13 protein-coding genes are annotated in these 13,654 nt (G+C 64.0%); 8 read left to right on the top strand and 5 right to left on the bottom strand.

Features of this window, described 5'->3' with window-relative positions; genetic code table 11:
- Window positions 1-55 precede the first annotated feature (55 nt).
- Window positions 56-247, bottom strand: coding sequence for a hemin uptake protein HemP (gene hemP / locus MMG94_RS12190; RefSeq protein WP_016919782.1), 192 nt, complete (start codon window positions 245-247; stop codon window positions 56-58).
- A 369-nt stretch (window positions 248-616) separates the two neighbouring features.
- Between hemP and MMG94_RS12195 the strand changes: the two genes are divergently transcribed.
- The 6 genes from MMG94_RS12195 to MMG94_RS12220 are packed head-to-tail and all read left to right on the top strand — an operon-like array spanning window position 617 to window position 6,522.
- On the top strand, window positions 617-3,109 hold the full coding sequence (locus MMG94_RS12195; RefSeq protein WP_016919781.1) for a TonB-dependent receptor: 2,493 nt from the start codon (window positions 617-619) through the stop codon (window positions 3,107-3,109).
- An 8-nt stretch (window positions 3,110-3,117) separates the two neighbouring features.
- On the top strand, window positions 3,118-3,798 hold the full coding sequence (locus MMG94_RS12200) for a Fe2+-dependent dioxygenase (protein ID WP_016919780.1): 681 nt from the start codon (window positions 3,118-3,120) through the stop codon (window positions 3,796-3,798).
- A 5-nt stretch (window positions 3,799-3,803) separates the two neighbouring features.
- A complete protein-coding gene (locus MMG94_RS12205) occupies window positions 3,804-4,487 on the top strand; it encodes a Fe2+-dependent dioxygenase (protein WP_016919779.1) in 684 nt (227 codons plus the stop codon).
- 29 nt (window positions 4,488-4,516) lie between these two features.
- Window positions 4,517-5,296 (top strand): tonB-system energizer ExbB, encoded by a 780-nt coding sequence (gene exbB, locus MMG94_RS12210; RefSeq protein ID WP_154420208.1) that lies wholly within the window; start codon window positions 4,517-4,519, stop codon window positions 5,294-5,296.
- A gap of 6 nt (window positions 5,297-5,302) precedes the next feature.
- Window positions 5,303-5,734, top strand: a complete 432-nt coding sequence (gene exbD, locus MMG94_RS12215; RefSeq protein WP_016919777.1) for a TonB system transport protein ExbD — start codon at window positions 5,303-5,305, stop codon at window positions 5,732-5,734.
- Complete coding sequence (locus MMG94_RS12220; RefSeq protein WP_016919776.1) at window positions 5,731-6,522, top strand: energy transducer TonB; 792 nt, start codon at window positions 5,731-5,733, stop codon at window positions 6,520-6,522. The genes exbD and MMG94_RS12220 overlap by 4 nt, the downstream gene beginning before the upstream one ends.
- Before the next feature lie 53 nt (window positions 6,523-6,575).
- Here the strand turns inward: MMG94_RS12220 and MMG94_RS12225 are convergent, their stop codons facing one another.
- The 4 genes from MMG94_RS12225 to MMG94_RS12240 are packed head-to-tail and all read right to left on the bottom strand — an operon-like array spanning window position 6,576 to window position 11,231.
- Complete coding sequence (locus MMG94_RS12225) at window positions 6,576-7,553, bottom strand: glycosyltransferase family 2 protein (RefSeq protein ID WP_016919775.1); 978 nt, start codon at window positions 7,551-7,553, stop codon at window positions 6,576-6,578.
- The gene (locus tag MMG94_RS12230; protein ID WP_016919774.1) at window positions 7,547-8,617 is read right to left on the bottom strand and encodes a glycosyltransferase; all 1,071 of its coding nucleotides are present in this window, start codon (window positions 8,615-8,617) and stop codon (window positions 7,547-7,549) included. The genes MMG94_RS12225 and MMG94_RS12230 overlap by 7 nt, the downstream gene beginning before the upstream one ends.
- Window positions 8,611-9,771, bottom strand: a complete 1,161-nt coding sequence (locus MMG94_RS12235) for a glycosyltransferase (protein WP_016919773.1) — start codon at window positions 9,769-9,771, stop codon at window positions 8,611-8,613. The genes MMG94_RS12230 and MMG94_RS12235 overlap by 7 nt, the downstream gene beginning before the upstream one ends.
- Entirely contained in the window at window positions 9,768-11,231 is a 1,464-nt protein-coding gene (locus MMG94_RS12240) for a lipopolysaccharide biosynthesis protein (protein ID WP_016919772.1), read from the bottom strand. The genes MMG94_RS12235 and MMG94_RS12240 overlap by 4 nt, the downstream gene beginning before the upstream one ends.
- A 221-nt stretch (window positions 11,232-11,452) precedes the next feature.
- Between MMG94_RS12240 and MMG94_RS12245 the strand changes: the two genes are divergently transcribed.
- Together MMG94_RS12245 and MMG94_RS12250 are read left to right on the top strand one after the other, a co-directional pair.
- Complete coding sequence (locus MMG94_RS12245) at window positions 11,453-12,589, top strand: acyltransferase family protein (protein ID WP_016919771.1); 1,137 nt, start codon at window positions 11,453-11,455, stop codon at window positions 12,587-12,589.
- A 211-nt stretch (window positions 12,590-12,800) separates the two neighbouring features.
- The gene (locus MMG94_RS12250) at window positions 12,801-13,631 is read left to right on the top strand and encodes a WecB/TagA/CpsF family glycosyltransferase (RefSeq protein ID WP_157212436.1); all 831 of its coding nucleotides are present in this window, start codon (window positions 12,801-12,803) and stop codon (window positions 13,629-13,631) included.
- The last annotated feature ends 23 nt before the right edge of the window (window positions 13,632-13,654 follow it).

Genomic DNA, 13,654 nt, shown 5'->3' on the forward strand with positions numbered 1-13,654 from the left:
TCGATCGACCGGCCTCTCGTCAAATTGTCGAGCGCGGCGCGACGGCGGCGGCGTCTTACTTCGTCAGGATGAGCTTGTTGTTGGCCGTGATGCGCAATCGATAGCGTTCGCCGGCATGAAGAATGATGGCTTCCTGTCGCGGCCCGAGAAGCTCCCGCGCGTCGAATTCAGATCGAGGCGATGCGGAGCCCGTCTTGGAATCCGGCGACGGTTTCGCCTCCCCCGTCCTATCGATTTGCTTTGTCATGACGGAAATGGTTCGGCGGTCGCGCCAATAACGTCAATAGCGCCGCGCGCAAATTGGAATATTTCTAGACTTTCGAGTGTCAGTATTCTGACACCGGAATTGTTTCATTGGGCCCAATATGACATATCTATCTGGAAATTTTCCAAATTCGACAGCCAAGTTTTTTCTTGAGTGTGCAACTGGACCACTTTTACACAAAGAAGAATGACTGCACTCTTTCAGCAAGCCAGCCAAGGCGTGAAGCCCAGCCAGCCAGCGACCGCAGCAGCACTCGCATGGCAGGAGGGATTTTAAGTGAAACGCGTTCCGAGCTCCATCAAATCACCGCTTTCGCTTCGCTCGCTACAGGACACGTTGACAAGCGCAACCATGCGCAGCGGCGCCACTGCGACCGCTCTCGGCGTCGCGGCGCTCATGGCCTCCATGGACGCCGCAACGGCTCAGGATTCGTCGACGACGCTGCCGCCGGTCAAGGTCGACGCCCCGCGCGAGAAGCCGCGCCCGGTGGTCGTGCCCGTGAAGCCGAAACCGACGCCCGTCGTCGTCGCCAAGCCGCAACCGGCGCATCATCCCGCGCAGACGCATGCCGCCTCGACGACGCATCACACGGGACCCACGACGGCGAGCGCGCGCGCGACTGGCGGCGGCGCCGCGCCCGCCGGCGCCCCGGCCGCGGCGGGGCCGAGCGTTCCGCTCTTCATCCAGGCGGAGCGGGACCCCTATGCGGATCCGGTTGCGCCCTATCGCGCGGTCCGGGTGCAGTCGAACAAATTCACTCAGCCGATCATCAACACGCCCCGCACCATCACTGTCCTCACGCGCGAAGCTCTCGATGACAAGAATGCGACGAGTCTTCGCGAAATCGGCCGCAGCACCGCGGGCGTGACTCTCGGCACGGGCGAAGGCGGCAACGCTTTCGGCGACCGCTTCTTCATTCGCGGCTTCGACGCGCGCAACGACATCTTCGTCGACGGCATTCGCGACCCGGCGGTCAATGTCCGCGAAAACTTCTACACCGAACAGGTCGAAATCCTTCGTGGTCCGGGCTCGAGCTTCGCTGGACGCGGCACCGCCGGCGGCGCGATCAACATCGTCACCAAGCAGGCGAACACGATCAGCGACTTCGTGGACATGCGGGCGCAGGGCGGCACGGCGGATCAGACGAAGCGCGTCACGCTCGACGTCAACAAGGTGATCAGCCCGATGCTCGCGGTGCGCGCCAACGGCCTCTTCCAGGACGCCAATGTCGCGGGCCGCAGCTTCGTCACCGACGACCGCAACGGCGCGGCCGGCTCGGTGGTGTTCAAGCCGCTCGAAAATCTGACCTTCACGGCGCAATACACCCATGTCTATCAGAACGGCCTGCCGGATTTCGGCGTGCCGTATAACCGCGCGAGAAACCGGCCCTATCCGGAAGGCGTGACGCCGCGTTACGTCTGGTACGGGCTCATCAATCGCGACTTTTCCGCCTACTCCCAGGATTTCGGAACCTTCACGGCGACGTGGCGCTATAATGAGAATCTGACGCTGAGCAGCCGTCTCCGTCAGGGCCGGTCGGTGATCGACTATGTCGGCACGCTGACGCAGAACTCCAATCTCGCGGCCCGCACGGTGACGATCGGCGCGCAGAGCCGCTATCAGGTGACGAACGTCCTCGCCAACCAGACGGACGCCAACATCAAATTCGACACCGGTCCGATCAAGCACGAGGCGGTCACCGGCGTCGAGTTCTCCCGAGAGGGCGTGACGCGCACGAATTATCAGGGGCTCAATTCGGAATTCAACGGGCAGCCGATCGTCGCCGGGCAGCTCAACTGCAACATCTACCTGCCCTGCACCTATCTGCCCTTCACGAACAAGCCTTATCTCAATCCCAACTTCACGCGCATCGCGGTCGACACGGCGTCGGGCTACGTGATCGAGACGGCGAACTACCAGGACATCGTCATCGCCAATGCCGGCGTGCGTTTCGACGACTACACCATCACCAACCGCAACGAGACCTACACGACCTTCGCCGCCAATCATTCCTTCATGACCAATTACAACGCCGGCCTGGTGTTGAAGCCGATGAAGGATGTGAGCCTTTACACCGCCTACGCCACGTCGACCAATCCGGTCGGCGCGGAGCTCGACGGCGGCGCGGCGAATTATGGCGGCCTGACCACGGCGGTTCAGATCTTCCCGCCGCAATATAACCGCGCCAAGGAAATCGGCGTGAAATGGCAGGCGATGGAGCATCTGCTCGCGACGCTCGCTCTCTTCAGGACCGACGTCAGCAATGCGCGCGAGGTCAATTCCGGCGTCACGACGGGCAACTCCGCCTATTACGTGCAGGGCGTCGACCTGGAGGTCGCCGGCAACATCACCGACAGATGGAGCATGATCGGCGGTCTGGTGATCATGGAGTCGAAAGTCAAGCAGTCCCCTGTCTGGACGAATGTCGGCCTCCAGCTCGCCAATATCGCGCACGAGTCCTTCAGCCTCCTGTCGAAATACAAATTCGGCGACCTGATTGGCCTCGATCTGGATGGTCTCGAAGTCGGCGGGCAGGCGGTCTATCGCTCGAAGATCTATGGCGGCAACAATATCGTCGCCAACGGCGCCACGGCCCTCAACGCCGCATTTTGGCCGGCGCCGACCGCGGCCAATCCCTTCGTCAACGTGCCGACGATCCTGCCTTCCTACTGGCGCTTCGACGTGTTCGCGGAAGCGAACATCTCGAAAAACGTCGGCATGAAGCTGACCGTCAGCAACCTCTTCAACCGGACCTATTACGACGCCTTCTACCAGACGGCGGCGCCATACGCGCAGATGGCGCCGGGACGCGCCGTCTATCTCGAAACCCACGTAAACTTCTAGGAGGCTCAATGCTCGCTCACGTCCCCGGCGCGCTCGGCGAAGCTGAAATCCTGCGGTTGCGGGAGGCGCTCGCCGGCGCGTCGTGGGAGGACGGCGCGTCGTCCGGCGGCGCGAGCAAGACGATGAAGCGGAACAGCCAGCTTCCGCCCGACTCGGAATTGTCGCGCAAGCTCGGATCGGCCGTCGCGTCGGCCCTCCTCGCGAGCCCGGCCTTCATCGCGGCGGCGATCCCGCTCAGAATCTTCCCGCCTCTCTTCGAAAGATATGAGGCGGGAGACCGCTTCGATCCGCATGTCGACAATGCGGTGCGCGGCGACGCCATGACCGGCGCGCGCATTCGCGTCGATCTCTGCGCGACGCTGCTCCTCTCGGAGCCCGACGAATATGAGGGCGGCCATCTCTTCGTCGAAGACATATTCGGCTCCCGCGAATTCAAGCCCCATGCGGGAGACGTCGTGCTCTTTTCCGCCGGCAGCCTGAACATGGTGACGCCGGTCACGCGCGGCGAACGCCTCGCCTCCTTCGTCTGGCTGCAAAGCATGATCCAGTCGGACGAGGCGCGCGATCTCGTCTGCGACCTCGATGCGGCCATACAGGACCTCTCGCCGCGCATTGGCGGCGACGACGCCGATATGCGCAGGCTTTCGACGGTCTATCACAATCTCATCCGCATCTGGGGGGAGGCGTAGGCGCCATGCTGATCTGCATCCCCGAAGTCTTGACGAAGCAGCAGGTCGCCTATTTCCGCGAGACGATGGCGGCCGCCGATTGGGAGGACGGCCGCGCGACCGCCGGTTCCCAATCCTCTCTCGTGAAGAACAATCTGCAATTGCCGCAGGACGGCGCGGTCGCGCGCGAATTGGGAGAGCATGTGCTGCAGGCGCTCGTGGACAATCCGGGCTTCGTGTCGGCGGCTTTGCCCCTGAAAATTTTTCCGCCGCTTTTCAACCGCTATGGCGTCGGACAGAATTTCGGTCTTCACGTCGACAACGCCATACGCGGCGTTCCAGGCACGCCGGTCCGAATCCGCACCGATCTTTCCTGTACGCTGTTTCTGTCGGAGGCGGAGGATTATGACGGCGGCGAACTCGTCATCGAGGACCGCGTTGGCAGCCAGGAGGTCAAGCTTGCCGCCGGCGATCTCGTTCTCTACCCTTCGACGAGCCTTCATTTCGTTCGCGAAGTCACGCGCGGCGAACGCGTCGCTTCGTTTTTTTGGCTGCAAAGCATGATCAGGGACAATGTGGCCCGCGCTTTGCTGTTCGATCTGGACCAGGCGATACAGTCCTTGAGCAATCGGCTTGGCGCGGGCGATCCCGCTTGCGTCCGGCTAACCGGCATCTATCACAACCTCATTCGGATATGGGCGGAAGCATGAAAAACATGATGCGTTCAGCGTTCCTGGGAATGCTTTCTTTCGCGGCCTTCGTTCCTGCGGGCTGGGCTCAGGGAAATCCAACCGCGCATGCGGTCGACGCGGCGATCGCGGCGACGAAGCCGCATGATCTCTCCGTCTGGACGATGTTTCTAAACGCCGACATCGTCGTGAAAGTCGTGATGCTCGGCTTGCTTCTCGCTTCGATCGGCACCTGGACGGTTCTCATCGCCAAGACGATCGAATTGAAGCGCGCGCGTCAGCGCGCCGTCGACGCCATCGCCAAACTTTCCGAAGCGCGCGGACTGTCGGAGGCGCGTCTCGCGCTCGGCAATGGCGACCGCCTCACGACGGCGCTCCTTTCGGAAGCCACGCGCGAATTGAAGCTGTCGTCCGACATTCTCTCCGGTCCCGGCGTCAAGGAGCGCGTCGCGGCCTGTTTCTCGGAAGTCGAACGCGCCGAGGCGCTGTCGATCAAGCGCGGCACGGGGCTGCTGGCCTCGGTCGGTTCGACGGGTCCCTTCGTCGGCCTCTTCGGCACGGTCTGGGGCATCATGAACAGCTTCATCGGCATTTCGAAAGCGCAGACGACCAATCTCGCCGTCGTCGCGCCCGGCATCGCCGAAGCCTTGCTCGCGACCGCCATCGGCCTCTTCGCGGCCATCCCGGCCGTGCTGATCTACAATCACCTCGCCCGGCAGACGAGCGCCTATCTCGAACTCGTCTCCAATGTGTCGGGCGAGCTGTTGCGCATCGTCTCCCGCGATCTCGATCGCGGACATCATGCAAGCAAGATCCACGCGGCGGAGTAAGCGATCATGGCCGCGCATCTTGGAAGAGACGATCTTCAGGAAACGCATGAGATCAACGTCACGCCTTTCATTGACGTGATGCTGGTTCTGCTCATCATCTTCATGGTGGCCGCGCCGCTCGCGACCGTCGACCTCCCCGTCGATCTGCCGGCCTCCAACGCCGCGCCGCATGAGAAGCCGGAAAAGCCCGTCTATGTGACGATCCAATCCGACCTCGCCCTCGCCATCGGCGACGCGCCGGTGAAGCGCAGCGAACTCGTCGCGACGCTCGAGCATCAGCTCGGCGACAAAAGCAAGCGCATCTATCTGCGCGCCGACGCCGCCGTGCCCTATGGCGAGATGATGGCGGTGCTGGAGCGGCTGCGGGCCGGCGGATTTCTGAAAGTCGCGCTGGTCGCGCTCGACGCCGGCGGCAAAGATCCGAGCGCCGTGAAATGAGCGGCGCGACGGCACTCAGGAACGAAGCGCCGAACAACAGGCTTTGGAGTCTTGCGGCGTTCTGCGCGATCCTTCTGCATGTCGGCGGCGCAGCGACGGCGCTTCTCACGCTGCGCGGCGACATTGACGACGATATGAGCGGCGCGCCCGCGATCGAACTTTCGCTCGAACCCGTCGCCGCGCGCGAGACCGAGCCCACCGATCTTCCGCCCGGCCCCGTGACCGACGAGTCCGCCGCGGCGGCGCCTTCCGTCGCCTCGGCGGAGACGAAGGAGAACACCGAAGAGAAAATCGCGCGCACCGAGGCGGAAGACGCGGAGCTGTCGCGCGACGCCAAGCCGGAAAAGCCGGTCGAGGACGAGAAGTCGCGGCAGGCCCAGCAGGTGGTTTCGAGCGAATCCGCCGCCTCCGAAGCGACTGCGCCGCCGAAATCCGAAGCCGCCAAAGTCGCCGATCGTCCCGCCGCGCCCGTGCAGGGCGCGGACGCCGCGGCGAACGCCGTCAAGCTGACCTGGCAGAAGGCGCTGATGGCCCATCTCAACCGCGCGAAGCGCTATCCCGCCGGCGGCGGCAGACGCAGCGCGGAGGCGACCGTCCACTTCACGCTCGACCGGCGCGGCCACGTTCTGGGCTACAGCATTAAACGCTCGTCGGGCCTGCCGCCTTTCGACGAGGCCGCGCTCAACATGATGAAGAAAGCCGACCCTGTTCCCGCTCCCCCGCCGGTCATCGCCGATGAGAACCTGTCTTTCGACGTGCCGGTGCAGTTCAGAGTCGACCACCGATAGACGCGCGCCGGCGCCGTGTGCGCGAGAGATGCGCGCAAGCGGCTATGGAACGCTCAGGCGCCGCCGAAAATGATCCGGTCCGCGAGCCAGCGGCGCGGCGCCAGGGGCAGGAGGGCCATGACGAGCAGCAGGCCGACATTCTTGGCCCGGCGCAGGGGGTCGATCGCGGGTTGGAGCAAGAAGCCTTTGATCGCCGCGGCGACGGTGACGAGACGGCTCTGATCGGGCAATGGCCGTCGATCGTAGCCGGCGTCCTTGGCCAATAAAAGCCATAGCGAGGGATAGGCGCCGACGAGGTGATCGCGCCGCGGAAGGTTCACGCCACGCTCCAGAGCGAAGCGCTGCGCATTCTGCTGCGCCCAATACTGGTAATATGCGTGATCCCCCAGATTGCGAACGGTCTTGCGTCCGGACGTCATCGAGACGTTCCCGCCATGCGTCCGGTAGACGCCAAGAACGTCGTCCACATGCGCGATCTTCCCGAAGACGGGCGCCGAGTAGAGGAGATAGGCGTCGACGCCGTCGCCATCGAGGCCGGCGGCGCGCGCGAGGACCGTCGAGACATAGTCGCGGTCGAATGCGTTGCCGCTCATCGGCGCCGACGGATAATAGCCGTAAGCGGCGAGAAAAGCGGCGTGGCCTTCTTCGAGAAAGGCCTCGGCCGGCCAGATCTTCTCGCGATCGCCATTGAGGCTGAGACGATAATTCAGGCAGACGACGCCCGGCCGCCAAGACTGCGCGATCCGCGCGCATGCCTCCGGAAGCAGCCAATCGTCGGCGTCCAGACTGATGACGATCTCGCCGCGCGCGGCCTCCACCCCCGTGCGCAGCGCTTGCGCCTGCCCGCCATTTTCCTTGAAGATGGCGACGACGCGGGGGCGCGACGCGATCACATCCCGGGAATTATCCGTCGAGCCGTCGTCGACCACCACGCACTCGACCTCCGAATGCGTCTGCGACAAGACGGAGTCGATGGCGTCTCCGAGAAACCGGCCGTAATTATAATTGGTGATGACGACCGAGATCAGCATGCCGGAATCCTTTTTTCGGCTGTCTGTTCGGGCGTCGCCATCTCGAGGAGACGCGACGCCACGGATTCCCACGAATAGCGACGGCGATAGGCGTCGACGTCGGCTCGACCCGGCGGCGAAGCCGCCCGCAACGCCGTCCATATCGCCCCCGCGCTCGCATCCGCGTCGATGAAGCTCGCCCAGGGCGGTGCGACCGAACGATGAATCGGGATGTCGCTGCACAGGATCGCGCGGCCGCCAATCGCGCTTTCGACCAGCGGCATGTTGAACCCCTCGGCGAGCGACAGAGACAGGAAGCAGCTCGCATTGCGGACGAGCCAGCGCAAGCCGTCGTCCTGCAGATCGCGCAGCCAGACCAGGCGCGTCGGGTCGCGCGAGGCGGCGTCATGGACGCGTCCGACGATCTCGCCCCAACCGGGCCTGCCGACAAGAACGACCGGCGGCGCGCCCTCCGGCGCGTTCTCGATCAGTTCGATCAGACGATCATAGCCCTTGCGCGGTTCGACGGTCCCGACCATGAGGATGAAGGATTCCGGCGCGCCGTCCGGCCGCTGCACGGGGCCCGCGACGTCGAGGCCGGGCGCATTGCCGCACCAGTCTATATCCGCGCGGCCGAGCAGGCGGCGCAGCTCTTCCGCCACCGGCGGCGTCGTGCCCAGGAAGCGGTCGTATCGCCGCGCCATGAGGTTCTCGACGTAGCGGTAAAGCAGACGGCCCTTCCACGGCATGCGCCGCTTCCAAGACCATGGAAAGACGTCGTGGGCGATCCGGCACAGATAGTCGCCGGAGAAGTGGAATAGCGGGCTCGCCGGCGCCGTCGGAAAGACGATCGCCTCGGGCGACAATCCGTCCCGGCGAATGGTCTGCGGCAGCAACAGCCAGTCGCGATAAACGTTCCGCACCGTCACGAGCCCGCTCTTGTCAGAGAAAGCGCTCGTGTCGCGCACGAAAGCGATGGCGTCCGGCCGCGTCTGCCGGACAGCCTCGAAGAGTTTCACGCCATAGCGCTCGACGCCCGTCATGGCCGGCCGCCGCGTGGCGAGGATGAGATCGAAGATCAGCATCCTGCCGGCTCCCGCTCGACGACGCCGCGCGCCAGATCCGATAGTTCGTCGACGAGCTTCGGGACGGCGCGCGAGCGAGCGCGCGCCGTCATCTGGGCGGCGATTTTGGAGGGGTCCACGCCGCCCGCCAGCATGAGCGCGCGGACCCGCGCCATCGCCGCAAGATAATGCTGCGCTTCGTAGCGCTCGACGAAATAGACGCCCTCATATCCGTCATAGGCGGCGCGCAAGGTCGGCAGAGTCGGAAGGATGTATGGCCGTCCGCAGGCGAGCCCCTCGACGACGACATAGGGAGAGCCCTCGCCGAAGGCCGAACACATCAGTCCGAGATGGCAGGAGCGCATGGCGTCCGCGAGCGCTCGAGGCCCCAGAAAACCATGGTCGATGACGAGATCGTCGAGCCCTTCGCGCCCGAACGCCTCGAAGTCCGAGCCGAAATAATGGAACTCGAACGCGTTCGGCGTCGTGCGCGAGGCCTCTCTGATGATGTCGAAGAGAAGCTTTGGATTCTTCTGCGGCGCGATGCGGCCGCCATAGAAGACTCGCAGCGGCGCCGCCGCTTCGAGCGGCGGCAGCGGCGCCGGCGCGAAGCTTTCGTCATACCATGCGTCGAAATAGGCGATGCGCGCGCCGAGCAACCAGCGCGCGATGCGCGGAACCCCGGAGGGATCGCGTCCGACGATCTGCACGCGATCCGCGAGGAACGGCAAGAGCAGGCAGCATCCGTGATGGAGAAGCCAGTGAAGGCGATTGCCCGGACCCGGGCCGGTGCCGTGGATCGTGACCGCGCGTTTTCCAGGAAACAGCAAGCCCGCGAAAATATATTCGGGTCGGCTGAACTCCAGCGTCTGGACATTATTCTCGCGCAAAAAGGTCGCGATCGCTCGGCGCTCGGCGAAAACGGCGAGGAGATAGCCGATCCAACGGGGGACGCCGCCCGTCGGCTTCATGTCGACGTCGAATATGCGCGCCGAGTCGCGCGACTTCCCGGCGGAAACCAGAACAACGCGTTCGGGCGCGCCGTCGAAAATGGTCGCGACATAACGTTCGATGCCGCCTTGCGTCTGGAAGACGTCGTTCTGATGGAAGAAAGCCACGCGCGGCGCGACGCCAGAATGGGGTCGCCCGCCCGTTCCTGCGCAGATGGCGCTCATAGGGTCGCCTCACTGTAAGCGCGCTGAAGCCGGCGGGCGACGAGCGCTCGGATTTCGGGAAAAAAGACGAGGATCAGCGCGGCGTATATCGACGCGCCGGAGAGGATCGCGGCGGCGAGCGCCCCCGCATGCGCCGACGTCTCGGCGACGCTCAGAGCCAGGCCCATGACGCCGCTGGCGGCGCAGATTTTCAAAATGGCGGCGAAGGAGGGCGGCGGCAGATCCAGCTTGACGAAGCAATAGGCGAAAGCGCCGAACGTCGTGATCGCGGTGCCGATCAACATCCCTGCCGCCGCTCCAGAAAATCCGCCGACATGCAGGCCGATCGCGCAGAAGGCGATGTTCAGGACCGCCTCGACGCTCAGGACATAGAGGGTGAGGGCGGGCCGTTCGACAAGGAACATCGACTGCTCGCAAGTGTGGATGCGCAGGAAGCGCAGGCTGGCCGCGGCCATTGCGATGGGCAGAACCGAGATCGTGGCTTCGCGGAACTTCTCCGCGATGAGGAGCGTCACGACAGGCTCGGCGAGCATGGCCAATCCGACCGCCGCCGGCAGAAGCACGGCGAAGAGGAGCAGGCCGTTGAAGGAAACCTGAGCGAGAGCGCCGCGACGGTCGCCATCTTCATAATGCTTGACGGCGAGCGGATAGGCGGCCGCCGTCAGGAGCATGGCGAGCACGCTCGCAATTCTCTGTCCGACGCCCCAGCCGACGGAGATCAACCCGAGCGCGACGGGGCCGTCCATATATTGCACGAGGACGCGAATGACATTGCCGGCGCCCCATCCGATCACGCCGCCGACCAGGATCGGAGCGGCGTAGCGTCGAAGCTCGGCGAATAATTCGCGGTCGAAGGCGCCGAGGCCGAAGCGGAACTGCTTCATCAGGACGAGCGCCGCTATGGCGAGCGCCTGGCCGGCCGCCTGGGCGCCGAGAACGACGCCCGCGACAGGCCCGTAAGTCAGAATGGCGAGGATCGACAGGGCGGCGCCGGCGACCGAAGCGATGATCTGCGCCGCGGAATAGGCGCGGATCGCGTGATCCGCGCGCGCCCAGTCGCTGTAATGCGCGACGAGCATGCGAGTGACGAGATAGGCCGCCGTCCCCGCGACCGTCGCCGCATCCAGCGGCAGATCCAGAAGGAACAGGACGAGAGGCGCGAGGAGAATCTGCAAGAGCGCGCCGAGCGCCGCCATCCGCTGGTCCATCGCGACGAAGCGTTCCGTGCCGCGGTCGCGAAACCGCTCCCGGAAACGCAGCACGAAGAGCGTCCAGCCCGTCAGGCCGGCATAGGCGACGATTTCCTGCACGGCGATGATGAAATTGACGAAGCCGAAAGTCGCCGGATCCAAAAGATACGTCCACGCGATCGTCGTGACGAATTGCACGAAGGGCGGCGCGAATTGCGCGGGCAGATAAAGGATCGTGCTGCGCAGAAGTTTTCGAATATGTTCCGCCATTGGAGACGACCGCTTCCCGAAGCAATGCCGCGCGATCCTCATATCGTCGCTTCGACGCGCCCGGCCAAGTCTTCTCTGCCTCCTTTAGCGCAAGGAAGATACCAAATATGGAAATTAAAGTTTACGCGAAGGAGCGCTGGCGTTATTCGCGCTTTTCCGCAATGCTAAATTAACTTCCGCGCCGTCGAATGCGCGCGTCTTGTGCAAATGCGTGCGCTCACATGGTCTCCAAACGTTATCTCGCTCTGGACGGGCTGCGCGGCGTCGCGGCGTTGGCCGTCATCTTCTATCACGCGCCCTGGACGACGCATTTCTCAAATCTCGAGGCGACGAGAAACGCCTATCTTGCGGTCGATTTCTTTTTCATCCTGTCGGGCTTCGTCATCGCCGCGAACTATGCGAGAAACATTGCGGACGGGCGGGACTTGCGCGTCTTCTTAACCAAGCGCTTCTTTCGCCTCTATCCCTTGCATTTCGCCATTCTCGCAGCGCTGGTCGGGCTCGAAATTCTGAAATGGGCCGCGCAGAGCGGGCGCGCCTCGGACGTCGCGCCGTTCACCGGACCGAATTCGCTCTCCCTGCTTTTCGAGAATCTGTTGATGCTGCAAGGCCTCGGGCTCGAGAGCCGGCTGGGATGGAATCCGCCGGCTTGGAGCGTCGGCGCGGAATGCGTCGCCTATCTGCTTTTCGCCGCGGCGGCGATCGCCGGCCAGGTCAGGCGCAGCGCAAGCGTCGTCGCGATCTGCGTTCTTTCGCTCGGCGCCTATCTGCTGATCGCGCTGTTCCAGAAAACGCTCGACGCGACCTTTATATTCGGGCTCGTGAGATGCGTCGCGGGCTTCTCTCTCGGCGTCGCCGTCTGGCTTTATTCCCCGGCCGCCTGGCGCGCGGCGCCGCTCGTCGCGACGGTCGCCGCGCTGCTCGCGCTTACGGTGGCGGCGCTCGCGCCCGGCGGAGAAACAGTCGCGATCATACCGCTCTTCGTCGCGCTCACCGCGTCGCTTCAATATGATCGCGGCCTCCTCGCCGAACGGCTTTCGACGCCGGCGATCCAATTCCTCGGGCGCGCCTCATATTCGATCTATCTGACGCATATGCCGATATTCTATATATTCACGATCGTTCTGAAGCGCGTCGGCCACGTTCCTTTTCACGCTGGCGCGCATGGCCAAATTCTGGATATTGGCTCGCCCTGGACGGGCGATCTGCTTTTCGCGGGGGTTGTCGGCGTGACTCTGATGACGTCTTGGGCGACTTACAGGCTCATCGAGGAGCCGGGTCGCCGCTTCGGGGCGCGCATCGCGCAATCTCTGGCGTCCCGGACGGGACGCCAGACCGGGATCGAACAGTCGGCGTAAACCGCTCCGCGCTGTCCCTCTACAGGAAAACATGTTTCATTTTGGGATGGCCTCCCGCTTTCGTCTGTGCCGAAAAACGATGGCGGAAACGTCAGGAATCAACAAAGTCTATTCAATTCAGATTGGTAGAGCGATCCGCGCGCGACGGCGCATCGGTTGCTGAATGCGCATGTGGCGTCGACTCCTGACGCCGTCATGCGAGTTGACGACGATGAGTTCGATTTCCGGAGCGCGCGCGCCCGCCCAAGTCGTTCCGATAGCGATAACGGTGAATGTCGGAAGTCGCGCTGCGGCCATCGACAAGATCCTCGAGCGCCTCCACGCCGGCCTCGGTTTCCGCTTCTACACTTTGAACCTCGACCATTTGTCCCGACTATCGGAAAATGCCGAGTTTCGAGCCGCGTATCGCGCCGCCGAACTGGTGTCGGCGGATGGTTGGCCGATCGTCTGGCTGATGCGCCGCCAAGGCGCGAGCGTCGCGCGCACGACCGGCGCCGATCTCATCGAACCGATCTGCGCGGCGGCGGCCCGGAACGGCTTTGGAATTTATTTCGTCGGCCCCGGCGAGGCGTCTCAGGCGGGCGCCATCGCAAATCTGCGCGCGGGATCTCCGGGTTTGAAAGTCGTCGGCGCCGAGTGTCCGTCGCTTTCGGAGCAGTTGGACGAGGCGTCGCTCACGCAGCTCGCAAGCCGCATTGAGAGATCGGGCGCCGCGCTTTGCTTTCTCGCGCTCGGTTCCCCCAAGCAGGAATTGGCCGCCCACCGCCTGCGCGTCTTGTGTCCGAAAGTCGGCTTCATCGGCATCGGCGCCGGAATGGACTTTCTGTCCGGCTTCGCCATTCGCGCCCCGCTTCGGATGCAGCGCTGGCGCCTGGAGTGGCTATGGCGTCTCGTGACTCAACCGAAGCGACTGGCGCCGCGCTATTGGCGTTGCGGAAGCTTCTTCGCGGCTCTCATCCTGCGCGGCGCGATCGACCGGAACGAACTGGCGGTCGTGCGCGGCGCGGACGCCCGGTTGCGCCACGCGCTCGACCCCCGATGACGAAGGTTTAGTCCCGCGACGCC

It is taken from the genome of Methylocystis parvus OBBP (assembly GCF_027571405.1).
GTDB lineage: Bacteria > Pseudomonadota > Alphaproteobacteria > Rhizobiales > Beijerinckiaceae > Methylocystis > Methylocystis parva.

Bases quoted from the DNA above. Each gene is read 5' to 3' on its own strand.
- MMG94_RS12195 (WP_016919781.1), top strand. From the start codon at position 617: ATGCGCAGCGGCGCCACTGCGACCGCTCTCGGCGTCGCGGCGCTCATG.
- exbD (WP_016919777.1), top strand. From the start codon at position 5,303: ATGGCCGCGCATCTTGGAAGAGACGATCTTCAGGAAACGCATGAGATC.
- MMG94_RS12200 (WP_016919780.1), top strand. From the start codon at position 3,118: ATGCTCGCTCACGTCCCCGGCGCGCTCGGCGAAGCTGAAATCCTGCGG.
- MMG94_RS12205 (WP_016919779.1), top strand. From the start codon at position 3,804: ATGCTGATCTGCATCCCCGAAGTCTTGACGAAGCAGCAGGTCGCCTAT.
- MMG94_RS12235 (WP_016919773.1), bottom strand. From the start codon at position 9,771: ATGAGCGCCATCTGCGCAGGAACGGGCGGGCGACCCCATTCTGGCGTC.
- MMG94_RS12225 (WP_016919775.1), bottom strand. From the start codon at position 7,553: ATGCTGATCTCGGTCGTCATCACCAATTATAATTACGGCCGGTTTCTC.
- MMG94_RS12250 (WP_157212436.1), top strand. From the start codon at position 12,801: ATGAGTTCGATTTCCGGAGCGCGCGCGCCCGCCCAAGTCGTTCCGATA.
- hemP (WP_016919782.1), bottom strand. From the start codon at position 247: ATGACAAAGCAAATCGATAGGACGGGGGAGGCGAAACCGTCGCCGGAT.
- MMG94_RS12245 (WP_016919771.1), top strand. From the start codon at position 11,453: ATGGTCTCCAAACGTTATCTCGCTCTGGACGGGCTGCGCGGCGTCGCG.
- MMG94_RS12220 (WP_016919776.1), top strand. From the start codon at position 5,731: ATGAGCGGCGCGACGGCACTCAGGAACGAAGCGCCGAACAACAGGCTT.
- MMG94_RS12230 (WP_016919774.1), bottom strand. From the start codon at position 8,617: ATGCTGATCTTCGATCTCATCCTCGCCACGCGGCGGCCGGCCATGACG.
- exbB (WP_154420208.1), top strand. From the start codon at position 4,517: ATGCTTTCTTTCGCGGCCTTCGTTCCTGCGGGCTGGGCTCAGGGAAAT.
- MMG94_RS12240 (WP_016919772.1), bottom strand. From the start codon at position 11,231: ATGGCGGAACATATTCGAAAACTTCTGCGCAGCACGATCCTTTATCTG.